The organism is Drancourtella massiliensis (assembly GCF_016900655.1).
GTDB lineage: Bacteria > Bacillota > Clostridia > Lachnospirales > Lachnospiraceae > Sellimonas > Sellimonas catena.
Window position 1 is genome coordinate 29,490 of the sequence record NZ_JACJKH010000024.1, and the last position, 26,062, is coordinate 55,551.

At 44.1% G+C, this 26,062-nt stretch carries 25 protein-coding genes and 1 tRNA gene; 21 read left to right on the forward strand and 5 right to left on the reverse strand.

Features of this window, described 5'->3' with window-relative positions; genetic code table 11:
- Positions 1-63 precede the first annotated feature (63 nt).
- The 7 genes from rnpA (at position 64) to rsmG (ending at position 6,961) form a co-directional block, all read left to right on the forward strand.
- Positions 64-453 carry a ribonuclease P protein component gene (gene rnpA, locus H6A32_RS12435; RefSeq protein ID WP_087166513.1) on the forward strand — a complete coding sequence of 130 codons (390 nt, stop codon included), beginning with the start codon at positions 64-66 and terminating at the stop codon, positions 451-453.
- Complete coding sequence (gene yidD, locus H6A32_RS12440) at positions 450-665, forward strand: membrane protein insertion efficiency factor YidD (RefSeq protein ID WP_087166514.1); 216 nt, start codon at positions 450-452, stop codon at positions 663-665. Before rnpA ends, yidD begins: the two co-directional genes overlap by 4 nt.
- A gap of 31 nt (positions 666-696) precedes the next feature.
- Positions 697-1,986 (forward strand): YidC/Oxa1 family membrane protein insertase, encoded by a 1,290-nt coding sequence (locus H6A32_RS12445; RefSeq protein WP_087166515.1) that lies wholly within the window; start codon positions 697-699, stop codon positions 1,984-1,986.
- A gap of 24 nt (positions 1,987-2,010) precedes the next feature.
- Positions 2,011-2,877, forward strand: coding sequence for an RNA-binding cell elongation regulator Jag/EloR (gene jag, locus H6A32_RS12450; RefSeq protein WP_087166907.1), 867 nt, complete (start codon positions 2,011-2,013; stop codon positions 2,875-2,877).
- A 114-nt stretch (positions 2,878-2,991) separates the two neighbouring features.
- A complete protein-coding gene (gene mnmE, locus H6A32_RS12455; protein WP_118636259.1) occupies positions 2,992-4,362 on the forward strand; it encodes a tRNA uridine-5-carboxymethylaminomethyl(34) synthesis GTPase MnmE in 1,371 nt (456 codons plus the stop codon).
- Positions 4,328-6,229: a tRNA uridine-5-carboxymethylaminomethyl(34) synthesis enzyme MnmG gene (mnmG, locus tag H6A32_RS12460; RefSeq protein WP_087255204.1), complete on the forward strand. Its 1,902-nt coding sequence runs from the start codon at positions 4,328-4,330 to the stop codon at positions 6,227-6,229. Before mnmE ends, mnmG begins: the two co-directional genes overlap by 35 nt.
- Before the next feature lie 18 nt (positions 6,230-6,247).
- Positions 6,248-6,961: a 16S rRNA (guanine(527)-N(7))-methyltransferase RsmG gene (gene rsmG, locus H6A32_RS12465; protein ID WP_204864468.1), complete on the forward strand. Its 714-nt coding sequence runs from the start codon at positions 6,248-6,250 to the stop codon at positions 6,959-6,961.
- A gap of 41 nt (positions 6,962-7,002) precedes the next feature.
- On the opposite strand, the gene H6A32_RS12470 is transcribed toward rsmG, so the two are convergent.
- Positions 7,003-7,953 carry an alpha/beta fold hydrolase gene (locus H6A32_RS12470; protein WP_204864469.1) on the reverse strand — a complete coding sequence of 317 codons (951 nt, stop codon included), beginning with the start codon at positions 7,951-7,953 and terminating at the stop codon, positions 7,003-7,005.
- A 572-nt stretch (positions 7,954-8,525) separates the two neighbouring features.
- Here H6A32_RS12470 and H6A32_RS12475 point away from each other — a divergent pair.
- The 13 genes from H6A32_RS12475 (at position 8,526) to H6A32_RS12535 (ending at position 21,474) form a co-directional block, all read left to right on the forward strand.
- Complete coding sequence (locus H6A32_RS12475) at positions 8,526-9,296, forward strand: ParA family protein (protein ID WP_087166519.1); 771 nt, start codon at positions 8,526-8,528, stop codon at positions 9,294-9,296.
- A complete protein-coding gene (locus H6A32_RS12480) occupies positions 9,293-10,213 on the forward strand; it encodes a ParB/RepB/Spo0J family partition protein (protein ID WP_204864470.1) in 921 nt (306 codons plus the stop codon). Before H6A32_RS12475 ends, H6A32_RS12480 begins: the two co-directional genes overlap by 4 nt.
- A gap of 1 nt (position 10,214) precedes the next feature.
- Positions 10,215-10,742 (forward strand): DUF4446 family protein, encoded by a 528-nt coding sequence (locus tag H6A32_RS12485; RefSeq protein ID WP_087166521.1) that lies wholly within the window; start codon positions 10,215-10,217, stop codon positions 10,740-10,742.
- A 17-nt stretch (positions 10,743-10,759) separates the two neighbouring features.
- Entirely contained in the window at positions 10,760-12,040 is a 1,281-nt protein-coding gene (gene serS / locus H6A32_RS12490) for a serine--tRNA ligase (protein WP_087255192.1), read from the forward strand.
- A complete protein-coding gene (locus H6A32_RS12495; protein ID WP_087166523.1) occupies positions 12,040-12,918 on the forward strand; it encodes a DUF3881 family protein in 879 nt (292 codons plus the stop codon). Before serS ends, H6A32_RS12495 begins: the two co-directional genes overlap by 1 nt.
- A gap of 54 nt (positions 12,919-12,972) precedes the next feature.
- Positions 12,973-13,046: transfer RNA gene (locus H6A32_RS12500), tRNA-Arg, on the forward strand.
- A gap of 171 nt (positions 13,047-13,217) precedes the next feature.
- The gene (locus tag H6A32_RS12505) at positions 13,218-14,186 is read left to right on the forward strand and encodes an ORF6N domain-containing protein (RefSeq protein ID WP_204864471.1); all 969 of its coding nucleotides are present in this window, start codon (positions 13,218-13,220) and stop codon (positions 14,184-14,186) included.
- Between the two features lie 74 nt (positions 14,187-14,260).
- A complete protein-coding gene (locus tag H6A32_RS12510; RefSeq protein ID WP_204864472.1) occupies positions 14,261-14,872 on the forward strand; it encodes a type I restriction enzyme HsdR N-terminal domain-containing protein in 612 nt (203 codons plus the stop codon).
- A 427-nt stretch (positions 14,873-15,299) separates the two neighbouring features.
- On the forward strand, positions 15,300-15,710 hold the full coding sequence (locus H6A32_RS12515; RefSeq protein WP_087166526.1) for a peptide deformylase: 411 nt from the start codon (positions 15,300-15,302) through the stop codon (positions 15,708-15,710).
- 1 nt (position 15,711) lies between these two features.
- Positions 15,712-16,299 carry an SAM-dependent methyltransferase gene (locus H6A32_RS12520; RefSeq protein WP_118636202.1) on the forward strand — a complete coding sequence of 196 codons (588 nt, stop codon included), beginning with the start codon at positions 15,712-15,714 and terminating at the stop codon, positions 16,297-16,299.
- A gap of 61 nt (positions 16,300-16,360) precedes the next feature.
- The gene (locus tag H6A32_RS12525; protein WP_191426679.1) at positions 16,361-17,374 is read left to right on the forward strand and encodes an acyltransferase; all 1,014 of its coding nucleotides are present in this window, start codon (positions 16,361-16,363) and stop codon (positions 17,372-17,374) included.
- Positions 17,375-17,448: 74 nt separating this feature from the next.
- On the forward strand, positions 17,449-18,390 hold the full coding sequence (bsh, locus tag H6A32_RS12530) for a choloylglycine hydrolase (protein ID WP_204864473.1): 942 nt from the start codon (positions 17,449-17,451) through the stop codon (positions 18,388-18,390).
- Between the two features lie 132 nt (positions 18,391-18,522).
- Positions 18,523-21,474: a lamin tail domain-containing protein gene (locus tag H6A32_RS12535; protein WP_204864474.1), complete on the forward strand. Its 2,952-nt coding sequence runs from the start codon at positions 18,523-18,525 to the stop codon at positions 21,472-21,474.
- A gap of 49 nt (positions 21,475-21,523) precedes the next feature.
- Here H6A32_RS12535 and H6A32_RS12540 read toward each other — a convergent pair whose 3' ends face one another.
- Genes H6A32_RS12540 through H6A32_RS12550 form a run of 3 tightly spaced genes read right to left on the reverse strand, consistent with a single transcriptional unit; the run spans position 21,524 to position 23,824 of the window.
- Positions 21,524-21,985, reverse strand: a complete 462-nt coding sequence (locus tag H6A32_RS12540) for a hypothetical protein (protein ID WP_204864475.1) — start codon at positions 21,983-21,985, stop codon at positions 21,524-21,526.
- Positions 21,986-22,020: 35 nt separating this feature from the next.
- Positions 22,021-23,487 carry a DNA methylase gene (locus H6A32_RS12545; protein ID WP_204864476.1) on the reverse strand — a complete coding sequence of 489 codons (1,467 nt, stop codon included), beginning with the start codon at positions 23,485-23,487 and terminating at the stop codon, positions 22,021-22,023.
- 34 nt (positions 23,488-23,521) lie between these two features.
- On the reverse strand, positions 23,522-23,824 hold the full coding sequence (locus H6A32_RS12550; protein WP_118636208.1) for a hypothetical protein: 303 nt from the start codon (positions 23,822-23,824) through the stop codon (positions 23,522-23,524).
- 269 nt (positions 23,825-24,093) lie between these two features.
- Between H6A32_RS12550 and H6A32_RS12555 the strand changes: the two genes are divergently transcribed.
- Positions 24,094-25,158 carry a helix-turn-helix domain-containing protein gene (locus H6A32_RS12555; RefSeq protein ID WP_204864477.1) on the forward strand — a complete coding sequence of 355 codons (1,065 nt, stop codon included), beginning with the start codon at positions 24,094-24,096 and terminating at the stop codon, positions 25,156-25,158.
- A 78-nt stretch (positions 25,159-25,236) separates the two neighbouring features.
- On the opposite strand, the gene H6A32_RS12560 is transcribed toward H6A32_RS12555, so the two are convergent.
- On the reverse strand, positions 25,237-25,899 hold the full coding sequence (locus H6A32_RS12560; protein ID WP_087251898.1) for a GGDEF domain-containing protein: 663 nt from the start codon (positions 25,897-25,899) through the stop codon (positions 25,237-25,239).
- Positions 25,900-26,062 lie beyond the last annotated feature (163 nt).

Below are 26,062 nucleotides of genomic sequence, written 5' to 3' on the forward strand. Positions count from 1 at the left end.
TATACAGAATGAAGAAAAGGCGGATAATCTGCGTACCGTAGAACATATCAGGAGCATACGGCAATGCAGTTTTCAGAATCATTGAAAAAGAACAGGGATTTTCAGCTGACCTATAAAAAAGGAAAATCCTATGCAAACAGATATCTTGTCATGTATGTCAGAGAGAATGGTACCTCGGGCAACAGACTGGGACTTTCAGTCAGCAAAAAGGTAGGGAACAGTGTAGTCCGTCACAGGGTTACACGGCTATTGAGAGAAAGTTATCGACTGCAGGAAGAGCATTTCCGGCGTGGATATGACATAATTATCATTGCACGGGCTTCGGCAAAGGACAAAAGCTATCAGGAAATAGAAAGTGCAGTGGTCCATCTCGGAAAACTTCATCATATATATTTACAGGACACACAGCAGGATTCTTCGGATAAGGGAAATGAAATGGAGATGAAACGATGAAAAAACTGTTGCTTGCAGTAATTCGTTTTTACAGAAAGCATTTATCAAAGTACAAGCTGCCGACACAGCACTGTATTTATACGCCGACCTGTTCGGAGTACGGACTGGAGGCAATCGAGAAGTACGGAGCCTTAAAGGGAGGACTTCTTACGGTCTGGAGAATACTCAGATGTAATCCGTTCCACCGGGGAGGATACGATCCGGTACCGTAATTAAATAATACCTGAATATGGAGGAGAACTGATGGAAGGTTTATTATTGACACAGTCATCGGCTCCGATCGTCGGCCAGATTTCCTGGCTTCTGGGGCATCTGATGAACGGAATTTTCAGTGTGCTTAGTAATGTATTCCATATTGAAAATATTGGTCTTTGTATCATTATTTTTACAATCATTATCTATACACTGCTTCTTCCATTGACGTACAAACAGCAAAAGGCGTCAAAACTGACCGTTGTAATGAATCCGGAGCTTAGAAGGATTCAGAACAAATATAAGAACAAAAAAGACCAGGCATCGATGATGAAGATGCAGGAAGAAACCAAGATGGTCTATGAGAAATACGGAACTTCCATGATGGGAGGCTGTTCGCAGCTTTTGATCCAGCTGCCGATTCTGTGGGGTCTGTTTTATGTAATCCGTAATATCCCGGCTTATGTAGACGGAATCAAAGAAGTTTACATGCCGCTCGTAAATCAGCTTTTGTCCACCGAAGGCGGACAGGCGGCAATGGAGGCGCTTGGTAAGACGAATGCGATTGCAATGGATCCGTCCAGATATAAATTCAGCCAGCCCAACGTTATGGTGGATGCGCTTTACAAATTTCAGGAAAGCAGCTGGGATACTCTGGCCGACAAACTGCCGGATCTGGAGTCGCTGATCCGTTCTACTCAGGATAGTCTGACACATTTGAATTCTTTCCTCGGAATCAATATTGCGGAAACTCCACTGAATATTTTCATGAATTCGATTCAAACAGGAGCTGTTATAGCGGCAATCCTGGCTCTGTCTATTCCGATTATTTCGGGATTGACACAGTATATCAGTATGAAACTTTCACCGACGGCAGCGCCGACAGAAAATGACAGCAGTGACAATTCCATGGTAAATTCCATGAATGCAACGATGAAGATCATGCCGTTATTTTCAGTGGTAATGTGTTTTACATTCCCTTCCGGTATCGGACTTTACTGGATCGCCAGTGCAGTAGTACGTATGATTCAGCAGCTTGCTATTAATAAATATCTTTCCAGGATATCGATTGAAGAACTGATTGAGAAGAATCAGAAAAAAGCGGCGAAAAAGAGAGAAAAGAAGGGCACAAACGCACAGAAACTTTCTGAGATGGCTCAGGTTCACGCAAGAAGCATTGAAGAGCCAAAACAGAAAAAGATGACAGAAAAAGAAAGAGAAGAAGCCTTACAAAGAGCGGCTGAGAAGAGCAAAAACGCAAAATCAGGAAGCCTCGCAGCGAAAGCAAATCTGGTAAGACAGTATAATGAAAGTAATCATAAAGACAGTCAAAAGAAGTAAGAGATGAAGAAAGAGGTTATCAGGATGGGTGAAATTACAGTATCAGCAAAAACAGTGGATGATGCAATTACAGAAGCCCTGATCCAGCTTGGTGTTACAAGTGATATGCTGGAATACGATGTAATTGAAAAAGGAAGCAGCGGTTTTCTTGGAATCGGAAGCAAACAGGCTGTCATCCGTGCATGGAAAAAGAAAACAGTAGAAAAAGAAGATGAATTAGAAGAGCTTAAAGAAGAAATCCAGGAGGTCATCTCTGAGGTAAAAGGCGAAGAAAAAGCAGTAAAACCGGAGATGAAATCCGAGGTAAAAGAGAAAAAACCGCGCAGAGAAAAGAAAGAGCGGAAAGAAAAAAGAGAAAAAGAAGCGGCTGAAGTGAAAGAAGTAAAAGAAACAAAGCCGGTTCAGGAGAGTAAAAAGCTCGCAAAAGTGCAGGATGAGACAATTGCAGCATGTGAGAAATTCCTCACAGACGTGCTTCACGCAATGGATATGGAAGTTAAAATTTCATCCCGTATTGATGAAGAGGGCGCCCTCGAAATCGTGATGGATGGAAAGAATATGGGAATCCTGATCGGTAAGAGAGGTCAGACACTGGATTCTCTTCAGTATCTTACAAACAGAGTAGCAAACAAGACACAGGATGGATATGTGAGAGTGAAGCTGGATACAGAAGACTACAGAAGAAGAAGAAAAGAAACTCTCGAAAATCTTGCGAAAAACATTGCCTACAAGGTAAAGAGAACGAAGAAACCGGTTGCTCTGGAACCGATGAATCCATACGAAAGAAGAATTATTCATTCTGCTCTTCAGGCAGACCGTTATGTGACGACACACAGTGAAGGAGAAGAGCCTTACAGAAGAGTCGTAGTAACCTTAATCAGAAATAAGTAAAGATAGAAAAAGGGCTGATTTCCATGACAACAGGAGAATCTGCCCTTTTTGTTTTTTGAACAGGAAAATATTTCCAGTGCAGAATATGCAGGAACAAGAGAGGGTGCAGACATGATGAAAGTAACGGAGACAATCGCAGCGATCTCGACAGCCATGTCGGATTCCGGAATCGGAATTGTAAGGATCAGCGGACCGGATGCATTTGAAATTGCAGACAGGATTTATAAAGGGAAGAAAACACTTTCCTCGCAGCCATCTCATACCGTACATTACGGGTGGATCAAGGACGGGGAAAATACGATAGATGAAGTGCTGGTGATGCTTATGAGAGGGCCGCACAGCTATACAGGAGAAGATACCGTGGAAATCGACTGCCACGGGGGAGTCTTTGTCGTCAGAAAAATACTGGAAACCGTACTGAAAAACGGCGCCAGAGCTGCTGAACCGGGTGAATTTACAAAGAGGGCTTTCCTGAACGGAAGGATGGATCTGTCGCAGGCAGAGGCGGTTATAGACGTCATTCATTCCAAAAATGAGTATGCCCTGAAGAATTCAGTCAGTCAGTTGAAAGGAAGCGTACAACGCAAAATCAGCGCCATGAGGGAAGAAATTCTGTATCATACAGCCTACATTGAGTCTGCCCTGGATGATCCGGAGCATATTTCTCTGGACGGATACGGAGATACCCTTGTGGAAAAAGTAGAGGAATTGTTGAAAGAACTGAAAAAACTGATCGATACTGCGGATAACGGCAGGATGATGCAGGAAGGAATCCGGACGGTGATCGTAGGAAAGCCAAATGCAGGGAAGTCCTCTCTTCTGAATGCGCTGGTAGGAGAAGAGCGGGCCATTGTGACGGAGATTGAGGGGACGACAAGGGATATTCTGGAAGAGCACATCCAGTTAAACGGAGTCAGCCTGAATATTATGGATACGGCCGGAATCCGAAAGACAGAAGATGTGGTGGAAAAAATCGGCGTCGACCGGGCGAAAAATCAGGCAGAAGATGCGGATTTGATTATTTTTGTAGTTGACTCATCGCGAAATCTGGATGAAAATGATTTTGAGATCATGGAGATGATCCAGGATAAGAACGTGATTGTTCTGTTGAATAAGTCGGATCTTGAGACAAAGGTGACAAAAGAAATGATCCAGGAACATCTGGATAAGCCGATGATTGAGATTTCAGCAAAGGAAGAAGAGGGAATCTACGAACTGGAACAGACCGTAAAGGAGATGTTTTTCCGGGGCGAGATTGCTTTTAATGATGAAGTCTATATTACGAATGTGAGGCAGAAAGAGGCTTTGGAACAGGCCTTTACAAGCCTGAAACAGGTAAAACGAAGTATCGAAGACGGCATGCCGGAGGATTTTTATACGATTGATCTGATGGATGCATACGAAGCACTTGGAAGTATTACGGGAGAAACGATAGGAGAGGATCTGGTTAATGAAATATTCAGTAAATTCTGTATGGGAAAATAAAGACGTGTACGATGTTGCCGTAATCGGCGCCGGACATGCGGGCTGTGAGGCGGCCCTGGCGGCGGCAAGACTTGGGATGAGGACGATTGTCTTTACGGTCAGCATGGAAAGCGTGGCGATGATGCCGTGCAATCCGAATATCGGCGGAACATCAAAGGGGCATCTGGTAAAAGAGGTGGATGCTCTCGGCGGAGAGATGGGAAAGGTCATCGACCGCACATTCATTCAGTCAAAAATGCTGAATCGTTCCAAGGGGCCTGCGGTTCATTCATTGAGAGCGCAGGCGGATAAACAGGAGTACAGCAAGGCCATGCGTATGGTGCTGGAAAACCAGCCGGGGCTGGATTTAAAGCAGGCGGAAGTGGTGGATATTCTCGTGGAAGACGGGAAAGTTACCGGAGTACAGATCATCTCCGGTGCCATATACCGCTGTAAGGCCGTAATCCTCTGTACAGGGACGTATTTGAAGGCAAGGTGTATTTATGGTGATGTCAGCATAGAAACCGGCCCAAACGGCCTTCAGGCATCCACATACCTGTCTGACTGCATGAAGAAGCTCGGTGTATCAATGTACCGTTTTAAGACAGGAACTCCGGCGAGAATCGACCGCAGATCGATTGATTTTTCCAAGATGGAAGAGCAGAAGGGAGACGAAAGAATTACACCGTTTTCCTTTACAACAGATCCGGAATCGGTGCAGAGAGAGCAGATTTCCTGCTGGCTGACGTATACGAATGAAAAAACCCATGAAATCATCCGGAATAATCTGGACAGATCCCCTCTGTTTTCCGGCGCGATCGAGGGAACCGGACCGAGGTATTGTCCGTCTATCGAAGACAAGGTCGTAAAATTCGCAGATAAAAACAGGCATCAGGTATTCATCGAACCGGAGGGAGAATATACGAATGAGATGTATATCGGCGGAATGTCCAGTTCCCTCCCGGAGGATGTACAGTATGAGATGTACCGTTCTGTACCGGGGCTGGAGCATGCGAAGATTGTGAGAAATGCCTATGCGATTGAGTATGACTGTATCGATGCAAGACAGCTTTATCCGACGCTGGAATTTCGGAAGGTGGAAGGGCTCTACAGTGCCGGACAGTTTAACGGAAGCTCCGGATATGAGGAGGCTGCGGCACAGGGACTTGTAGCGGGCATCAATGCGGCGCAGAAGATCCTTGGCAGGGAACAGCTCATTCTGGACCGTTCCCAGGCTTATATCGGCGTTCTCATCGATGATCTGGTTACAAAAGAGAGCCATGAACCATACAGAATGATGACATCCAGGGCAGAATACCGCCTCCTGCTTCGCCAGGATAATGCGGACCAGAGACTGACGAAGATTGGATATGAAATCGGGCTGGTTTCAGAAGAACGGTATGAAAATCTCCTGGAAAAGGAAAAAATGATTACATCTGAGATAGAACGAGTAGAACATGTAAATGTAGGAACGAGTGAAAAAGTACAGAATCTGTTAATACAGTATGGAAGTACTCCGCTGAATTCCGGAGCAACCATTGCGGATCTGATCCGGAGACCGGAGCTTCATTACAATATTCTGGCTCCAATTGATGAAAACAGGCCGCAGATTCCGGAAGAAGTGGCAGAGCAGGTTGATATTAATATTAAATATGACGGATATATCAAGCGGCAGATGCGGCAGGTGGAACAGTTCAAGAAGATGGAGAAAAAGAAAATACCGGAGGATATTGATTATAACGATGTGAAAAGCCTTCGGATTGAGGCAGTGCAGAAGCTGAGCGCGCAGCGTCCGGTATCCATCGGACAGGCATCCAGAATATCCGGGGTTTCACCGGCAGATATTTCCGTGCTGCTGGTCTATCTGGAGTCCATGAGACGGGCTTAACGGGAAAGGAGAAGAAGAGTGGATAAGGTGTTTGAAGCAAGATTAAAAGAGATCGGTCTTTCCCTGACGGACAGACAGTACGAACAGTTTGATCAGTATTATGATATTCTGGTGGAATGGAACAAGGTAATGAATCTCACCGGAATTACAGAATATGAGGAAGTGAATGAAAAGCATTTCCTGGACAGCCTTTCGATTGTCAAAAGCTGTGATATGACAAAGGTATCATCATTGATCGATGTGGGGACCGGAGCCGGATTTCCGGGAATTCCGCTTAAAATCGTCTTTCCGGAGATCAAAGTTGTGTTGCTGGATTCATTAAATAAAAGAATCCGTTTTCTGAATGAGGTAATTGCAAAGCTGGGACTTAACGGAATTGAAACGATCCATGGAAGAGCAGAAGATTTCGCTAAAAAGGCGGATTATAGAGAAAAGTTTGACCTTTGTGTATCGCGCGCAGTGGCAAATCTGGCCACTTTATCGGAATATTGCCTTCCTTATGTAAAAGTTGGAGGCTATTTTGTACCGTATAAGTCGGAAGAAGTGGATGAAGAAGTAGAACAGGCACGCAATGCGGCAAAAATTCTTGGAGGAACAATCGAAGAAGTGTATAAGTTCAAGCTGCAGGGAACCGAGATTGGCCGTTCATTCATTAAAATTAAGAAAATCAAATCTACGGCAAAGAGATATCCGAGAAAAACAGGCCTGCCTGCAAAAGAGCCATTACAGTAATAAAAAAATGAGTGTTTCACGTGAAACACTCATTTTTTTTGTTATTTTGGATCAAGAAGGATCTCAACCTGTTCGCAAAATTCTTCCGGTTTTTCAATGTGAGGATAGGCTTTTGTCTCTCCCATGGAGACAATTTCGATTGACGGAAGGTATTTTTGATACTGGGATGCGTTCTCATTAAAGAGAGGATTCTCAGCACCGGTAATAATAAAGATACTGTGTGTGATCCTTGAAAGGAATGGTGCAAGGTTCACATTCGTATAGTTTCCGCGGATGCTTGCAAACAGGTATCTGGAATGCATATGATCCAGATGAGCAGACTCATAATAGGTATTGACCATAAGCTCATCGATCTGAGCAGGATCAAAGAATGCTTCTTCCGATTTTGCGGCAATCCGTCTCCGGCAGAACAAGATATTATAAAGGAAAGTGCCAAGCAGTGGCATATTGATAAAGTGATATAATAATTTGCTACGCTTGGAAGGTATTTTAGCCAACTCATGCAGGCTCTGCGGATTAACGAAGATCATTTTATCAATTAGTTCCTGGCTGGAGGTTGCTGTCATTGCTACAAGAGGAGCAGAAGCGCCAGTGGCGATGACATCTACAGGTGCATGAACTACATGTTTCACGAAGTCAGAGATCATCTGTACATACAGAAAATTGGTATAGGTCAGGTTTGGCTTATCTGACTGACCACATCCGAGAAGATCTACCGTATAAACAGTATGCTCCCTGGAAAGTAAAGGAACAATGTGAGACCACTCTACAGATGAACTTGCCGGAGCAAGATCGTGGAGCAGCAGCAAAGGCTTTCCAGTGCCGCATTTTCTATAATGAATCTTCCCAAAACGCCATTCATAATCAGATTCATTCTCTTTGTGAAGCAGATTATGCAGTGTAGAGAGATGATGAATCGTTCTGTTTATAATATGTATTGTAGCTGCACATAAGGCAGTCAGGATAACAAAAGATCTTATTTTTTTCTTCATAAATTCGGCCAACTTTCATAGTTATTCTTATGATATATTATACTACATTGGATAGAGCAAGAAAAGAAGTGAATGTATGAAATTTTCGACACGATTCTTGTTTTGGTTATTGCTCATCGAGAATTCAAGGCGCAGTGGTTTGGTGCAAAAAGAAAATGTTTCACGTGAAACATCATGTGTTTGAGGGACGATTTTAGTTTGAAGATAAAGATCTGGTTTTGTTCCAAAATGTTCCACGTGAAACATCATGTGTTTGAGGGACGATTTTAGTTTGAAGATAAAGATCTGGTTTTGTTCCAAAATGTTCCACGTGAAACATTTTTGCCGAAATCGGAGCTGCACGGCTGAATTGACACGAGTTTCTTGATGTTCCACGTGAAACATGCTACTGAAAGTTGAGTTATAGAGCTGAATGGTCACGAAATTTTTTTGTTTCACGTGAAACATTTCACCGAAATCTGAACCACATAGCCGAATCGTTACGAATTTTTCATGTTTCACATGAAACATTATATAGATTATAGAAATAAAAAATGTTATAATAAGGCTTATGAAAGAAAGGTGAAGTATAAATGGGTAGAATAATTGCGGTTGCCAATCAGAAAGGCGGCGTCGGCAAGACGACAACAGCTATTAATTTATCCTCGTGTCTGGCGGCAAAAGGACAGAAAGTATTGGCGATTGACATGGACCCGCAGGGAAATATGACCAGCGGGCTGGGGGTAGAGAAAGATCAGGTGGAAAATACAGTCTATGATCTGATCATTGGAAAAGCAGGAATTGAAGAGGTTCTGTGCAAAGAAGTGATTGAAAATCTGGACGTGCTTCCTACAAATATTGATTTGTCGGCCGCCGAAATCGAAATGATTGGAGTAGAAAACAAAGAATATATCCTCAGAGATGAGGTGGCAAAGATAAGAGAAAATTATGATTATGTGATTATCGACTGCCCTCCGTCTTTGAATATGTTGACAATCAATGCGATGACGACAGCTGACAGTGTACTGGTTCCGATTCAGTGTGAATACTATGCTCTGGAGGGGTTAAGCCAGCTCATCCACACAATTGAACTTGTGCAGGAAAGATTGAATGAAAATCTGAAGATGGAAGGCGTCGTGTTCACAATGTATGATGCGAGAACAAATCTTTCACTTCAGGTAGTGGAAAATGTAAAAGATAACCTGGAACAGACGATCTACAAGACCATCATTCCGAGAAATATCAGACTTGCTGAGGCGCCAAGCTATGGTATGCCGATTAATCTGTATGATCCAAAGTCAACCGGAGCAGAGAGTTATATGCTATTGGCAGATGAAGTGATTCATAAAGGAGAAGAAGAATGACAGCGAAAAGAAGTGGATTAGGAAAAGGCCTTGGAAAGGGACTGGACAGTCTGATCCCGGATAACCGTTCGGCCAAAAAGAGTACGCCTGCAAAGGAAAAAACAGAAGAAGTGGTATCAACTGGAGAGAAACTGGTGAAAATCAATATGATTGAACCAAACAGAGAACAGCCGAGAAGAAATTTTGAGGAAGATTCCCTTCTGGAACTTGCAGAGTCGATCAAGCAGTTTGGAGTGCTGCAGCCGCTTCTTGTACAGAAAAAGGACGGATATTATGAAATTATCGCCGGAGAACGGAGATGGAGGGCAGCTAAGCTGGCCGGAGTCAAGGAAGTGCCAGTGATTATAAGAGAATATTCAAAACAGGAAGTCGTTGAGATTGCTCTGATCGAAAACATTCAGAGAGAAAACCTGAATCCAGTAGAAGAAGCACAGGCATATAAAAGACTGATGGAAGAGTTTTCCATGAAGCAGGATGAAATCGCGGAGCGTGTTGGAAAGAGCAGAACAGCAGTAACGAATTCGATCCGTCTCCTGAAGCTGGATGAAAGAGTACAGCAGATGCTGATTGACGATATGATTTCAAGTGGACATGCAAGGGCACTTCTTGCTTTGGAAGATAAGGAAGAACAGTATGCGGCTGCAACTCAGGTTTTTGATGAAAAACTGAGTGTAAGAGAGACAGAAAAGCTGATCCGTGAATGGAATAAACCAAAACCGGAGAAAAAGAAAGTAAAAAAGGAAAATGATTTTATTTACCATGATCTGGAGGAAAAAATGAAAGGAATCATGGGAACGAAAGTCAGCGTCAACAGAAAGGCAAATGGCAAAGGAAAAATAGAAATAGAGTATTATTCTGACGAAGAACTGGAAAGACTGTTTGAGATGATCATGAGTATTAGAGAGGAAGTCAGATAAGATGCAGAGTAAAATTCTGGAATCGATAGGTATTGATCCGGCATATATTCTGATTGTCATGTTTCTGATTCTGATTATACTGGGAGCTTTTCTTGTGAGTCTCAACATGAAGTATAATCGACTGAAAAGAAGCTATTCCCGGTTTATGCGAGGAAGCGACGGGAAGACGCTGGAAGATAATATCCGGCGTCACCTGGAAGAAATGGAGAGGATTGAAGAACTTTCCGGACAGAATCAGATGGAACTGCGGTCATTAAAAGAAAAAATCAGTGGAAGTATTCAGAAAACGGGACTGGTGCAGTACGATGCTTTTAATGAAATGGGCGGGAAATTGAGCTTTGCGTTTACGATACTGGATGGAGAAGACAATGGCTGGATCTTAAATGCCATGCACAGCAGAGAAGGATGTTACATTTATATAAAAGAAATTGTGAACGGAGAATGTCACACAGAACTTGCCGAGGAAGAGGCGGAATCACTGGAACAGGCTATGTATGGTGATTCAGAGGAACTGGCAGGAATAGAATAAGGAAGGAAGAGTTTAAAATGTTAGATATTAAGTTTGTCAGAAGTAACCCGGATGTAGTAAAAGAAAATATCAAAAAGAAATTTCAGGATGAGAAACTGCCGCTGGTAGATGAAGTGCTGGAACTTGACAAGAGAAACCGTGAAATCAAACAGGAAGTAGAAGCGCTGCGAGCAGATAAGAACAAAATTTCAAAACAAATCGGTGCCTGCATGGCTCAGGGAAAGAAAGAAGAAGCGGAAGAACTGAAAAAACAGGTGGAGGCAAATGCCGGAAGAACAGCTGAACTTTCTGCAGAAGAAAAGGAAGTAGAAGAGAAAATCAAAAAGATCATGATGGTGATTCCGAATATCATTGATCCGTCTGTACCAATCGGGAAAGATGACAGCGAAAATGTAGAGCTGGAACGCTTCGGAGAGCCGGTTGTTCCGGACTATGAGATCCCATATCATACAGAAATCATGGAAAAATTCAATGGAATCGATCTGGAAAGCGCCGGAAAAGTGGCAGGAAACGGTTTCTATTACCTGATGGGGGACATTGCAAGGCTTCACTCAGCGGTAATCTCTTATGCAAGAGATTTTATGATTAACCGCGGATTTACTTACTGTGTACCGCCGTTTATGATACGCAGCAATGTCGTGACCGGAGTAATGAGCTTCGCAGAAATGGATGCAATGATGTATAAGATTGAAGGAGAAGATCTGTACCTGATCGGAACAAGTGAACACTCCATGATTGGAAAATTCATTGATTCCATGCTTCCGGAGGAGACACTTCCGAGAACACTGACCAGTTATTCTCCATGCTTCAGAAAAGAAAAAGGGGCACACGGAATTGAAGAGCGTGGTGTATACAGAATACATCAGTTTGAAAAGCAGGAAATGATTGTTGTATGTAAACCGGAAGACAGTATGGAATGGTATGAAAAAATGTGGAAAAACACAGTAGATTTCTTCCGCACTCTGGATATCCCGGTACGTACACTGGAATGCTGCTCCGGAGATCTTGCGGATCTGAAAGTGAAGTCCTGCGATGTGGAAGCATGGTCTCCAAGACAGAAAAAATATTTTGAAGTAGGAAGCTGCTCCAACCTTGGAGACGCTCAGGCAAGACGTCTTGGAATCCGTGTAAAAGGACAGGACGGAAAGAAATATTTTGCACATACACTCAATAACACAGTAGTAGCGCCGCCAAGAATGCTGATCGCATTTCTGGAAAACAATCTTCAGGCAGATGGCTCTGTGAAGATTCCGGAAGCGCTTCAGCCTTACATGGGTGGAATGAAGGAAATCAGATAATGCATAAATATTCAAAAGCAATCGGGTTCGGAGGTGATATCTCCGGATCCATGATGAGAAAAGTGGAAGAGGAAGTCCGCAGAGAATTCACCTCCCATGAAAGAATGATACTGGATGAAGATACCGATTACTGTGAATTCCGAAAGATTCTTGGAGAGCGTCTGGAACTGGCCATGTACGGTGTAATGGATCTGGACGAAAACTTTGAAAAAGAATACAGCGTGCCTGTATTTCAAGGAAAAGGAATCACCACATACGCGGATGTTATTGTAGAGAAAAAGATTGACAAAGAGGCTTATATAGGCATCTGCGAGGATGCCAGAGTGGACATTTCCCTGATGTTTTATCTTCAGAATCCGATGGAGTATGTAAGAGAACTTCAGTCTGGAAATCTCAGCAAAAAGAAAACATCCGTGACGCTCGCGGGACTTGCATATGATGGTACTGTTCTGTTCCCTGTCACAAAAAATGAAAAGGACAAAAAGGAACAAAGAGAACAGTTCCGGGACCGGATGATGCTTGTAAGCGCCGCCAGAAAAGGCGATTCCGAGGCAATAGAGACACTGACACTCAAAGATATGGATACGTACCAGAAAGTGTCCAAAAGAGTGGTTACAGAGGATATTTTCAGTATTATAGACACGTATTTTATGCCGTACGGCGTAGAATGTGACCTGTATTCAATCATGGGTGAAATCCTGGATATGGATCTGGTTATCAATGAGGTGACAAGGGAAAAAATCATGATTCTCACACTGGATGTCAATGAAATGATTTTTGATGTCTGCATTCCGAAAGCCAATATACTGGGAGAACCGGCAGTGGGAAGAAGGTTCCGCACGAATATCTGGCTCCAGGGTAAAATTAATTTTTCATAAAAGCTTCACAACACCCCCGGGATATGGTATAATCAGGGGTGTTGTGACAATTATGTTTCCGTAGCTCAGCAGGATAGAGCGACCGCCTCCTAAGCGGTAGGTCGGGTGTTCGAATCACCTCGGGAACGGGTTTTAAAAGCAGGAATTATCAGCCGAAAAGGCGAAATAATCTCCTGCTTTTTATTTTGTCCTTTATAGATTTAGGCAAAAAGCCTGCAACATGGTATAATTGCTTTATAGGGAAAGAGATAGTTGGTGTGCTGAATTGATTCGTTGAAATTCGAGAGGCAGGTATAGCTATGAGCGAAACAGAAAAAGAATTGGTAGTTATTGATGAAAAAGCCCAGGCACCAAACAGTGAAGTGGCACACTATGATATTAAGAGCATGATTTATGTTATACGCAACCAGCAGGTTATGCTGGATAGCGATTTAGCCATGTTGTATCAGGTGGAAACAAGAGTTTTTAATCAGGCTGTAAAAAGAAATATAGCACGCTTTCCGGATAGTTTTAGGTTTCAAATTAGTAAAGACGAGTATGAGGCTTTGAGATCACAAATTGTGACCTCAAAAGAGGAGGATGCTAATGGTAACAAAAAAGGTGGCAGAAGATATTTACCTTATGTTTTTACTGAACAGGGAATCGCAATGTTATCGGCTGTTTTAAGAAGCGATGTTGCTATTCAAGTTAGTATCAATATTATGAATGCATTTGTAGAGATGAGGCGTTTTATAGCCAATAACGCTTTGCTTTTTGAACGTATCAGCAACATAGAACTAAAACAGCTGGAATACCAGAAACAGACTGATGAGAAATTAGAGCAGATATTTGAGTACATATCCGGGCATGAGGAAGCTGGCCAGAAAGTGTTTTTTGATGGTCAGATTTATGATGCATTCAGTTTGATTGTCAGTCTGATACAAAAGGCAGAAAAAGAAATTACACTGATAGATGGATATGTGGATGTGGGAACATTAAATTTACTCTCCAAAAAAAATGAAAACGTGTCTGTTACAATCTACACTCAAAAACGGACAAAACTTACCAAAACAGATGTGGAGAATTTCAATGCACAGTATCCAACTCTGGAAGTGAAATACACAAAGGTGTTCCATGATCGCTTTTTAATTCTTGATAGAGGTACAGCTTATCATGTGGGAGCATCATTAAAGGATGCAGGAAAAAAGTGTTTTGGGATTAACCTTATTCAAGATGCAGGGATCATCAGGGATATATTGCAGAGGTTAGAACTGGAAACGGAGGAATGAGTTTCAAAAGCAGGAATTATTAGCTGAAAATGCGAAACAGTTCCTGCTTTTTATTTTTTGAAAGGGGAATTTTTATGCAAAAACTTCTCTCATTTCACAGAGAATATACATTTGACGGGAAGAAGTATTTTTATGATAAATGCCGGAAAAAGTACATCTTAAAAACACCGGAAGAAATCATACGGCAGACAACGGTCAAATTTTTCAGATGGAAACTGCATACCCCTTTAAGAAACATACAGACTGAAGTTTCCATGAAGCGGTACGGATATCCGGAACGAAGAGACCGGGCAGATATACTGATTTTACGGCCCGATGGAAATACAATTCTGGCTGTAGTGGAGTGCAAGGCAGCGTATATTCCGATCGATGAGAAGGTAATTGCTCAGCTGTTGCGCTATGCCGAAGCTTTAAATTCAGAATTTGCTTTCGCAACGAATGGAAGTGATCTGAGAGTATTTCGGTTTGATCAGAGATCCGGATATAAAGAGACAGAATGTCCTGCCTCATACAAGCGGATGTGCAGATCTAACTGTAATGAAACACCACAGGCAATGACACTTTCTTCACGTCCGGATTTAAAGACGCTTGAGAATATCACATATGTACGCAGACATTATGACAGCTATATAGGAAGACAGACCAGGGAGCATCTGAAGAAAAAACGATACTGGCCGCAGCAGTAGACGATGGGAACAGATGCCATCATGCGCTGCAATTAATATTAGATACAAATATGGAACTATGCCATACCAAAGAAGGAGTGCGCTGCCTTATAAACCACAGCGGGAAAATTAATGTCGGCCGCAAAGGCAGGGCAAAAGTGCAGGAAGTGCTTGAGTATGTAAGAAAGAAAATGCCTTCGTTAGTGGACGAAAAGAACGGGCGGATACATTTGGGAGAATTTCGAACTGACAGGTTACTATATGTTACTTCTGAGGAATTTATTGATTTCTTTGAACACGTGATAAGCTCCGTTCTGATTCTTGAAGCGTTTAGAAATATAAAAAAACATTAAACAATAAGGAGTTTCAGCTTCTTTCATGTATTTGAAAGAAATTTATGATATCATAGATTCAGCTGAAAATTAGTGCATAGACAGGATGGATACAAATGGTAAAAACAATTATGAAAGATATTTTCTTCCTTGGGCAGAAGTCTGAGCCTGCTTCAAGGGAAGATTTGCAGGTTGGGAGAGACCTGCAGGATACATTGGCGGCTAACCGGGAGGCGTGTGTCGGCATGGCGGCCAATATGATCGGAGTCAGAAAACGGGTGATTATTGTGAATATGGGGATGTTTGACGTTGTCATGTTTAACCCGGTCATGGTCAGAAAGGACACGCCGTACGAGACAGAAGAGGGATGTCTTTCCCTTCCCGGTGTCCGGAAAACCACCCGTTATCAGAACATTGAGGTGGAATATTATGATATGAACTGGACAAAGCAGCGGCAGAAGCTGAGCGGCTGGCAGGCTCAGATCTGCCAGCATGAACTCGATCATCTGGAAGGAATTCTGATCTGATATGAAAGAGGAAAAATGGGACAAGCTGCTGCAGATCCGCACAACCGGGCGAGATGATTCTCATGCAGACCAGTACCGGTATCCATATGAGCCGACGCCGTATCCGGTTCTGGAGCGTCTGGCAAACAGCGGATATATCCGGAAAGGAAATACGCTTTTGGACTATGGATGCGGCAAAGGCCGTGTTGATTTCTTTTTGTCGTGGCAGACCAGGTGCAGGTCCATTGGAATCGAGTATGATGAGCGGATTTATGAAAAAGCAGTGGAAAATCAGAACATGTCATCAGCTTCGGGAAGGGTAACGTTTCAGGCTGTCGATGCGGGAGAATTTCCGGTACCGGAAAGTGTGGACCGGATCTATTTTTTCAACCCGTTTTCTCTGGAAATCCTGCAAAAAGTGATCAGCAGGATTCGGGATTCGTATTACGAGGCGCCAAGAGAAATTTTACTGTTTTTCTATTACCCGTCAGATGAATATATTTCTTTTCTGATGACGGTGAATGAACTGACATTTTATGATGAGATTGACTGTGGAGATTTATATGATGGAAAAGACAGCCGTGAACGGATTGTAATTTTTAAAATGTAAAAAGGAGAAAAGGGATGATATGGAATCCGGCGATTCCTGAAGTCGGGGGAGAACAAATGAGATGAAAGAAAAGAATTATAATCTTGAACTGATCAGGATGATTTCTTTTGTTCTGGTCATTGCGATTCACGTAAGTAATTATTTCTGCAGAGCTTATGGAGAAATTCCGAACAGCGAGTATGCATTTTCTTTGGTGGTCGATACGGCAGCGAGGGTAAGTGTACCTTCCTTTTTTATGATTTCCGGGGCGTTGCTGCTGGGAAGAGAGGAGACACTGAAAAAGCACTGCAGAAGGATCTTACGCTTTTTGTCGGTATTGGCTGTATGGAGCGTGGTTTATTATCTGTGGAATACCTGTTATATGAAAACAGAAGTAAAACTGCAGGAAATTATTTTTGTTCCTGCGGAAGCCCATCTTTGGTACCTGTATGCTATGATACCGATTTATCTTGTGCTTCCGTTTCTGCAGGTTATGTGCAGAAACCTGTCGAAGAATCTTGAAACTGCACTCCTGATTATTTCGACAGGAGCAGTGCTTCTGAATTTTCGTACTACTTTTACAGGTGAGGAACTGTATTATGATCTGCCGTTGATTGGAGATAAAGTCTATACATACTACTTGTTTTTCGGTTACTATATTAGCAAGTACAGGAAAAAAATCCCGATTCGCCAGAAAACAGCAGTGCTGATTTGTATATTCAGTATGGCGGTATCTTTTGGAGCAACCATGGGGGCAACATTTGCAAAAGGGTATCATTATGAAAAAGAACTGACTTATGGTTCACCGTTTGTGATTTTGGCATCCGTTATGTTTTTTATTATTATGATAAGGGTGAATGATGGAAATTTTCAGCCTTCAGACCGCAGAAAGCGTATAATAGACCTTTTTTGCAACTGTTCGTTTGGCATATATCTGATCCATATTTTATTTCTGGATAATTACAAAAAATATATGGAACCAACTGATTTTACGGCATGGATTGCAATACCGGGGCTGACTTTTGTGATTGCGGCAGTGTCCTTTGTGTGTGTCCTGATTATGAGGCAGACAACGATCGGGAAGAAAATTACATAGAGGGAATGAATGTCCGGATGGAGGAAAGTGAATAATAGAATCAAAACGTGCGATAGCGGAAAGGAAAGAATGATATGTGTACCTGTATTACGTATGACAATGGAGATTTTTACTTTGGAAGGAATCTGGATCTGGACTGCTCTTTCGGGGAGAAGGTTGTGATCACACCGAGGAATTTCCCTCTGGATTTTCGTCTGGCAGGGCGTAAGGAACAGCATTATGCCATGATCGGTATGGCATCAGCTGTCAGCCGGTTCCCTTTATATGCGGAAGCGGTAAATGAAAAGGGGCTGTGTATGGCAGGGCTGAATTTCCCGGGAAACGCATACTATCAGAAACCGGAAGGTCGGGGAATGGAACTTGCCTCTTTTGAGATCATTGCCTGGATTTTGGGAAACTATTCCACGGTGGCGGAAGTGAAAAATGATCTTGAGAAAATGAAAATTGTGGACCTTGCGTTTTCTGAGAAGATGCCTCCGGCGCCGCTTCACTGGATGCTGGCGGACCGGGAACAGTGTCTTGTTCTGGAGGCTGTTCAGGAAGGACTGAAAATTTACGAAAATCCATTTGGTGTGCTGACGAATAATCCGCCGTTTGAATATCACAGGCTGAATATGAACAATTATATGAATCTCAGCGCAAAAAGCCCGGAGAACCGCTTTTGTGACAAGCTGAGCTTAAAGCCTTATGCACAGGGAATGGGAGCGGCAGGACTGCCAGGAGATGCTTCTTCCGCGTCACGGTTTGTAAGGGCTGCTTTCCTGAAATGGAATTCTGTATCGCCGCAGGACGAGAAATCGAATGTTTCCCAGTTCTTTCATATTCTGGACGGGGTATCGATGGTGCGCGGGTCTGTGATTACAGAGGCCGGAACATATGATATCACCACTTATTCCTGCTGTATTAATACACGGACAGGTGCATATTATTACAAAACATACGATGACAGCCGGATCCGGAAAGTAGAGATGCAGGAAACGGATCTGGAAGGGGCTGAACTGATAACGGTATTTTAGGAAGGGAAAAAGGCAGAGCGTAAGATTGCTCTGCTTTCTTTTTACGATGATTTTACGTGTTGCAACTTCAGATTTGACATTCTCCTGTTAAACTTAAAAAAATCATAATTTGAGAAGGGAGAACGTCTAAATATGAAGAAACGACAGCTCAGTATAGCACTTGCAGCATTTTTAACCGCATCCGCAGTTGCCCCGGCAGCAGGCATGCCTGTGTCTGCTGCATCTTCCGGAAATACGGTTTTTATCAATGAAGTCGAGTCTGATGATCCGAATGGAGGGAATGACTGGATTGAGATAGTAAATACAGGAGATCAGGCCGTGGATATCAGTGGCTGGTTTGTCACAGACGACAAGGGTCTGGAACGGCTTACGAGCAATGAGACAAAGCAATTTCCAGATGGAACAGTGCTGGAAGCAGGAGCGGTAATGGTATTGGAGGACAGTATTGATTTTAGTTTTGGGCTTGGGAAAAGCGATACTGTTTCCTTGTACAACGCAAACAGCAGTCTGAAGGATACCTACAGCTATGACGGACATGCTTTGGGAACTTATTCCAGAGTACCAGATGGGACAGGAGAGTTTGTTGATCAGAGTTCTACAAAGGGAGCGGTAAATGTTACCGCACAGGAACCAGGAGAAGGGGAAAACGGCGAATCCGGACAGAATATGACGGCGCTTGTGATAAATGAAATCAATTCCTCTCCGGATGACTGGGTAGAACTGATGAATACAGGAAATGAAACCATTGATCTGTCAGGGTGTGAAATTCGTGATAATTCCGATGACCATCGGTGGAGATTTTCGGAAGGTTCCACGATAGAACCGGGAGCGCTGCTGGTGGTTGATGCTAAAACAATGGGAAGAATTTATAATGACCAGACAGACACGTTTGAAGAAAATACGTTTGAGGCAGCAATCGGAATCGGGTCTGCGGATTCTATCCGACTTTATGATTCACAAGGGACTCTTCTAGATGAATACTCCTGGACTGAACATGCTTCATATGAAGGAGATGCGGCTCAGGCTTCTTATGGAAGATATCCGGATGGAACAGGAGCATTTGCACTCACAAAAGAGACAAAAGGACAGGCGAATGAATGGTATGCTCCATCTGTTGTAATCAACGAAGTAGAATCGAATGGTGACAGCACAGACTGGGTAGAAATCAAAAATACAGGAGATACTGCGGTAGATATTTCAGGATGGTACCTGTATGATAATGATCCGGTAGGACATGCGTCCGATATTACTCCTGTAGCGGAAGGAACGATCTTAAATCCGGGAGAATACTATGTTTTTGAAGGAAACCGTGACTTTTTATTCGGTTTGGGGAATGAGGATAAGGTATCCATTTATAACAGCGAAGGCGCGGCTGTTGCTGAATACAGCTGGACGACTCATGCAGCGGGAGTATATGCAAGAATTCCGGACGGGACAGGAGAACTGACGGATTTCCAGACTTCCACTAAAGGAGAGGCGAACCTGATCGTGAATCCCGTGGTGCTTAACGAAGTGCAGTCCAATGATCCGGATGGAGGAGCGGACTGGGTGGAACTGGCAAACCCGACACAGGAAGCGCTGGATGTTTCCGGAATCATCATCAGAGACAATGATGATTCGCATGAGTATGTAATACCGGAAGGGACGACCATTCCGGCGAATGGGTATCTGGTGATTGATGACCTGAATTTCGGACTGGGAAGCGATGATTCTGTCCGTCTGTACGAAGATGGAAATCTGATTGCGAACACTACATGGACCGGGCATACAAGTCCGACCTGGGGACTTTATCCGGATGTAAACGGACAGGAGTACAGGAATACGCAGGAGGCAACTCCGGGAGCAGCGAATAAGTTTGCGGATATTCCGGAAGTAATCGCATGGCCGGGAGCAGAAGAGGTTACCGTATTTGATACAGAATCTACATTTCTGGAAGATTCTTCAGGACTTGACTTTTTTGGAGGACAGTTGTATGCGGTAGATAACGGAACCGGAAAATTCTGGATTCTGGATGTTGTAAAAGACGGCACATTAAGCTTTGCGAATGGATTTGAAGAAGGAAAGAGGATTCGTTTTCAGAAGGATGCATCTGATCCGTCTGCTGCCGGACCGGATGCGGAAGGAATTACAGTAGATGGAGCCGGACTTGTTTATATTGCATCGGAGCGTGATAATAGTCAGAAGGGAATCAATTATAATTCTATTCTGGTGGTAGATCCGGACACAGAAGGATCAGACCTGACAGCAGTCAATGAGTGGGATTTGACGTCTTCTCTGCCGCAGGTATCTGCAAATATGGGAATTGAAGCAGTCGAATGGGTTTCTGATACGGCTGTAACAGGAAAACTGTTTGACCAGAATACAGGGGATGCATTTGACCCGGCAGACTATCCGGATGCGGTCGCTGATGGTGTATTTTTCGTAGCTTTGGAAGATAACGGACATATTTACGCCTATGTATTGAATGAAGATGGTACATCTGTACAGATTGCAGATATTGATTCCAAACTTGGCGGTGCCATGTCACTGGACTATGATACTTACGAAAATGTTCTTTGGGTGATGACGGATGACGGTTACGGTAATAGAGGAGCAAAAATCACTCTGAATGGAACGGAGACACCGGAAATTGTCCATGTACTTCCGCCGTCAGGTGTGGATACCTCCGCAAATAATGAAGGCTTTGCCATTGCGGATGCTTCTTATACTGTAAACGGACAAAGGCCGGTATACCGGTTCCGGGATGGAGTTACATCCGGTGCACTGACAGTTGGTTCGTTGAATTGTGACTACAGTGAGACATCAGGAGATGATGGACAGCAGACTGGAGGAAATCAGCAGACCGGGGATAACCAGCAGACTGGTGGAAACCAGAACAGCGGAGACAAGAATGCCGGAGGAATGGATGCTCAGAATCAAAACTTTGCGGATCAAAATAAGACTGCCGGTTCTGAAAGTGATTCAGGAACAAAGGCACCAAAAACCGGAGACAGCAGCAATATACTTCTCTGGGCCGGAGCAGCCGTAATTTCTCTTGGAGGAATCATCAGCGGCTTCATCATGAAAAAGAGACATTTTATGTAATGCTTTGTTAAAATAGCAGAAAGCTTCCGGGGTGAGTAAAAAAATCAGCTCATTCCGGAAGCTTTATTTCCGCCAGAGATTCAAAAGAAATCACTGTTTCAGTTTCTCCGTCAGAGATGACAAGTTTCTGAAAGACAGAATCAATTCCGGTTACAATTCCTGAAACCTCTTTATAGATTCCAAGAGGTGGCGTGTCAGAATGGTGCATGTCCTCCTGAAAAAAACGAACAGAGAGAGAACTTCCCTTTTCTACCCGAGAAAGGAGCACGGAAATCTGCAGGGACTTCTCTTCTGACAGAAGTTTTTTCGGTACTCGTTTCTTTTTCCACTCTTCCTCGGCGATTTCCTCTTCGTATCCGCGCAGAGCGGCGAAAGGTGAGAAGATCTTTGCGCGGCCGGCAACGGGCATACGGGGATGCCGGTAGGATGGTTCCGGACGGGAAAGATGCAGAATATCCTGATATTTTGCAGTGACGATGCGTCCTTCTGCTGAATTTTTATAGTCTGTCATGGCAACATTTCTCCTTTTTATATGGCGGAAACAGATCAGGCCTTGTGGCCGCCGATCTGCCCGTTGCGCTCCCGCATGGTAGCGCCGTCTAAAAAGCTGGTACCTTTCAGTACCGCATTTTTTCCAAAGCGCTTCCGGATATCCAGCATGGATTCCTGAAGCTTCTTTTCTTTTTCCAGCTTCTTTGTGTCGGTAAACAGATTGAGCTGATATATGCCATCATCTTTTACCACCCGGTTTGCAGTGATTGTAATACGGCGTACCAGAAGACGGGGATCTGTGATCTGCTCAAACAGCTCTGAAGCTGCCTGGATCAGGCTGCCTGCCAGATTGGACGGAGGATCCAGACGGATCGTACCGTGTGCGCCTTTCGGAACTTTCCGGCCGTAGTGATCGATGTGAACTTCTCCGTGATATGAGCCGCTGTCGCAGTTTTCACGGTCATAGCCGATTCCCAGAGTCAGAGAATCCGTCGTCAGATTCTGTTCCAGAAGACGGTAGGAGAGACTTTCTGTCATCTCCTGGACGACGATCCGGGCTTTCTGATGGTCATAAGGGCAGGAGAGCACCTGGCCCTCACTGGTGCTGTTGTCCGAAGGGCGGTATGATTTAATATCCTGCATGGTGCACGGCTCGATCCCCCAGGCATGATCGATGAGGATTTCCGCATCAATACCAAATTCCTTGTAAAGCATATCTTCTTCTGTGAGGCTGGCCCGTGCCAGCTCGCCCATCGTATGAATCCCGTGCTTTTCCAGACGTCTGACGGTACCGGCACCTGTCTGCCAGAAATCGGTAAGCGGCTGATGATCCCAGAGAAGATACCGGAAAGATGCCTCATCAAGCTCGGCAATCCGGACGCCGTCCGGGTCCGGAGGCGTGCGTTTGGCAACGATGTCCATGGCAAGTTTGCAAAGGTACAGATTAGTCCCGAGTCCCGCGGTGGCGGTGATGCCGGTGGCATAAAGGACTTCGCGGATCATTGCTTTGGCAAGGTCATGGGCGGACATCTGATAATGCTCCAGATAGGAGGTCACATCCATAAAGACTTCATCGATGGAATAGACATGAATGTCCTCCGGGGCAATGTATTTCAGATAGATGGAATAAATCTTTGCGGAAAGTTCCATATAGTAGGCCATACGGGGAGGGGCAACCAGATAGGAAACCGTAAGCGTCGGGTCCTGTTTCAAGGCATTTGCGTCAAAGGAAGGCTCTCCAAGAGACGGTCGTCCGTTTTGATTCAGTGCAGTATGACTCTGGATGGCGGCCTGAAGCCGGCGCGTATTGACTTCCTTGACCTTCTGAATGACTTCAAAGAGCCGTGCCCTGCCGGGAATCCCATATGCCTTCAGAGAAGGGGAGACGGCAAGGCAGATCGTCTTTTCAGTGCGGGATTCATCCGCCACTACCAGATTGGTGGTCAGAGGGTCGAGATGACGTGCTGCGCACTCGGCAGATGCATAGTAGGATTTCAGATCAATTGCGAGATAGGTTTTCATCTTGCGTCGCCTTCTTTCCTTTCAGAGTAACAGATTATACAGAAGCACTTCTTTCTACAAACCATCTTCCGACACGGCTTGGAAATAGAGGATCCGTACGTTCAAAAAACAGATGCTTTTCCTGACCGTGAATGACTACGGTATAACAGTCGCCCCGGGATAAAGCGGATGCAGGCCGGCAGTCCCGGACACTTTCGATGGGAAAGGTACGGCCGTCCGCCCAGGTGATGGCTGTCGGCTGCATATAGCCGGTGGCATCAAAAACGGAAGAAACACTGACATAAATGCGCTCTGTGGTATGTGGACCGGGAGCTGGACTGTGCAGGGTCTGATTCATACAAAGCGTCTCCTTTCCTGAAAATAGTGATCAAACAAAACAAACATATGTTCGAATTCTTCTGAGTTCATCATACTATAGAAAAACAGAGAATGTCAAGATGAAGAAACTTCCAGAAAAGAGAATCGTGTTCTGTTTTTCAGAAGAAAACCAATGGTTTCTTTTTTAACCAAAAGTTTAAAAAGCAGTTTATTGCTTTATGCAGCGGCAGATTGATATAATCAAAGCAGAACCGGACAACAGTTAGCGCGTATAAGGGGAAAAGAAAAATGAAAATCAATGAAATCATAAGAACAAGACGAATGGAGAAGCATATGACGCAGGAGCAGATGGCAGGATATCTTGGAGTGACGGCCCCGGCGGTCCACAAGTGGGAGAAAGGAACTTCCTACCCGGACATTACCCTGCTCCCTGCGCTTGCAAGGCTTCTGGACACGGATTTAAATACGCTGCTTTCTTTTAAAGAGGAACTCTCGGATCAGGAGATTGCCATGTTTTTGAATCATTTAAGTGAAGTGAGCGATGCGGATGGAGTAGAAAAGGCCTATGAAGAGGCGATGGAAAAGGTAAGGGAATATCCATCCTGCTATCCGCTGATTCTGAATATCGCGCTGTTTCTGGACGGGGCGGTATTGATGGATGTCAAGGTAAAGGAAGCGGAACAATACCGGGAGGAGTGTGAAGCACTGTACAGGAGAGCACTCGAGAGTACGGATGCCCGGATACAGAATCAGGTGCGGTCCATGCTGATATCCAGGTACCGGGGACGGAAAGAGTATGATAAGGCATGGGAACTGCTGGAAGCTCTGCCGGATGAAAGCCCGGTGGATAAAAAGCAGGTACAGGCAAATCTGATGATTGATTGTGGAAAACTGCAGGAGGCTGCGAAGCTGGAGGAAGAAAAGCTGCTCATGGCCATGACGGAGATTCATTCGGTACTCATGACATTGATGGAAATTGCCATCAAAGAAGAGCGGTTTGAAGACGCGGAGTACATTGCAGATGTATCCAGAGATGCCTCGAAGCTTTTCGACCAGTGGGAGTACACTTCATATGTAGCACATTTTCAGTTATACTCAGCGCAAAAAGACTGGGTGAATACGCTGAAAGTTCTGGTGCCGATGCTGAAGTCAGTAACAAAGCGGTGGGATCTTAAGAAGTCCCCGCTTTACCAGCATATCCAGACAAAAAAAGTGGAGACTGAGGACAAATCCAGGATGAAGCAGATGTTGTTAAAAATGATCAAGGAAGATGAAGATACCGCATTTTTGCGGGAAAGAGACGAATTTCAGGATGCCGTCAAAGAAATAGAAGACGAAAACGGGGAATCATAAAAAGGCTTACAAAAACCCCGGCCGTCCGGCACGTGTGTACCGGATGACCGGGGTATATTTTTGCATTTTTCCTGTTGTTTATGCCTGCTGGCGTCGTTTCCCGGACCGGATTTTGATCAGATCGTAAATAGATACATAATGAAGTTCATCATTGTAAGCTGCTTCCGCATGGTAGGTGATCGGCAGCAGTCCGTTTGTCTCATTGTGAATCTCCACGCCGCGTTTCAGCCTTTCCAGAAACAGTTCTGTCTTTTCGTGGGAGTTTTCCCGGAAGATGGCGAGGAAAGTACGGCCGCTTTTTCTGCCGATAAAACACAGATCTTCCGCAGAAACCCGGAGAATATCCGCAAATTCCCGGAATACAGCATCTCCCGCCTCGTGCCCGTAAGTACGGTTCAGACGGTGGATATTGTCAAAAGAAATCACCGCGCAGGAAATGTCATCTTCCAGTACTGTTTCAGAAAGCTTTACGAGTTCGTTTTTAAGTGCGGAGGTATTCGGAAGCCGGGTCAGAGCATCTGTCTGGGCCAGCTGGAACAGCCGCTGTTCTTTCTTTTTCTGACGGTTCCAGGAAATCAGATCGAAAGCCAGAAACGCAAGGCATCCGAAAAGCCCGGAAAAGAGAAAGATGGAATATTCCGTGGATAAAAAGTGTTCTGCACGGAGCAGAATACAAAACGCCATAAAAAAGAATACGATGAATATACCCTGTATCCATTTTAAAGCTCTATAAGATTTCATTACCAATCATCTCCTTTGGTGTTCCAATATCAAACCAGGTATTATAATTAACTAAAACTTCCCACACCAATACGGTGTGTTGAACCTTGAAAATTCAATATTTCAGCCAATAAAAAAGGCATAAACCTGTTCCGTTTGGTATAATGGAATTGACTAGAAACCA

Excerpts from the sequence above, each read along its gene's own strand:
- H6A32_RS12495 (WP_087166523.1), top strand. The coding sequence starts at position 12,040 with ATGCATAAATATTCAAAAGCAATCGGGTTCGGAGGTGATATCTCCGGA.
- H6A32_RS12470 (WP_204864469.1), bottom strand. The coding sequence starts at position 7,953 with ATGAAGAAAAAAATAAGATCTTTTGTTATCCTGACTGCCTTATGTGCA.
- H6A32_RS12545 (WP_204864476.1), bottom strand. The coding sequence starts at position 23,487 with ATGAAAACCTATCTCGCAATTGATCTGAAATCCTACTATGCATCTGCC.
- H6A32_RS12515 (WP_087166526.1), top strand. The coding sequence starts at position 15,300 with ATGGTAAAAACAATTATGAAAGATATTTTCTTCCTTGGGCAGAAGTCT.
- H6A32_RS12535 (WP_204864474.1), top strand. The coding sequence starts at position 18,523 with ATGAAGAAACGACAGCTCAGTATAGCACTTGCAGCATTTTTAACCGCA.
- serS (WP_087255192.1), top strand. The coding sequence starts at position 10,760 with ATGTTAGATATTAAGTTTGTCAGAAGTAACCCGGATGTAGTAAAAGAA.
- rnpA (WP_087166513.1), top strand. The coding sequence starts at position 64 with ATGCAGTTTTCAGAATCATTGAAAAAGAACAGGGATTTTCAGCTGACC.
- H6A32_RS12555 (WP_204864477.1), top strand. The coding sequence starts at position 24,094 with ATGAAAATCAATGAAATCATAAGAACAAGACGAATGGAGAAGCATATG.
- H6A32_RS12505 (WP_204864471.1), top strand. The coding sequence starts at position 13,218 with ATGAGCGAAACAGAAAAAGAATTGGTAGTTATTGATGAAAAAGCCCAG.
- H6A32_RS12475 (WP_087166519.1), top strand. The coding sequence starts at position 8,526 with ATGGGTAGAATAATTGCGGTTGCCAATCAGAAAGGCGGCGTCGGCAAG.
- H6A32_RS12485 (WP_087166521.1), top strand. The coding sequence starts at position 10,215 with ATGCAGAGTAAAATTCTGGAATCGATAGGTATTGATCCGGCATATATT.
- yidD (WP_087166514.1), top strand. The coding sequence starts at position 450 with ATGAAAAAACTGTTGCTTGCAGTAATTCGTTTTTACAGAAAGCATTTA.
- jag (WP_087166907.1), top strand. The coding sequence starts at position 2,011 with ATGGGTGAAATTACAGTATCAGCAAAAACAGTGGATGATGCAATTACA.
- bsh (WP_204864473.1), top strand. The coding sequence starts at position 17,449 with ATGTGTACCTGTATTACGTATGACAATGGAGATTTTTACTTTGGAAGG.
- H6A32_RS12510 (WP_204864472.1), top strand. The coding sequence starts at position 14,261 with ATGCAAAAACTTCTCTCATTTCACAGAGAATATACATTTGACGGGAAG.
- H6A32_RS12540 (WP_204864475.1), bottom strand. The coding sequence starts at position 21,985 with ATGACAGACTATAAAAATTCAGCAGAAGGACGCATCGTCACTGCAAAA.
- H6A32_RS12520 (WP_118636202.1), top strand. The coding sequence starts at position 15,712 with ATGAAAGAGGAAAAATGGGACAAGCTGCTGCAGATCCGCACAACCGGG.
- H6A32_RS12525 (WP_191426679.1), top strand. The coding sequence starts at position 16,361 with ATGAAAGAAAAGAATTATAATCTTGAACTGATCAGGATGATTTCTTTT.
- mnmE (WP_118636259.1), top strand. The coding sequence starts at position 2,992 with ATGAAAGTAACGGAGACAATCGCAGCGATCTCGACAGCCATGTCGGAT.
- mnmG (WP_087255204.1), top strand. The coding sequence starts at position 4,328 with ATGAAATATTCAGTAAATTCTGTATGGGAAAATAAAGACGTGTACGAT.
- H6A32_RS12550 (WP_118636208.1), bottom strand. The coding sequence starts at position 23,824 with ATGAATCAGACCCTGCACAGTCCAGCTCCCGGTCCACATACCACAGAG.
- H6A32_RS12445 (WP_087166515.1), top strand. The coding sequence starts at position 697 with ATGGAAGGTTTATTATTGACACAGTCATCGGCTCCGATCGTCGGCCAG.
- H6A32_RS12560 (WP_087251898.1), bottom strand. The coding sequence starts at position 25,899 with ATGAAATCTTATAGAGCTTTAAAATGGATACAGGGTATATTCATCGTA.
- H6A32_RS12480 (WP_204864470.1), top strand. The coding sequence starts at position 9,293 with ATGACAGCGAAAAGAAGTGGATTAGGAAAAGGCCTTGGAAAGGGACTG.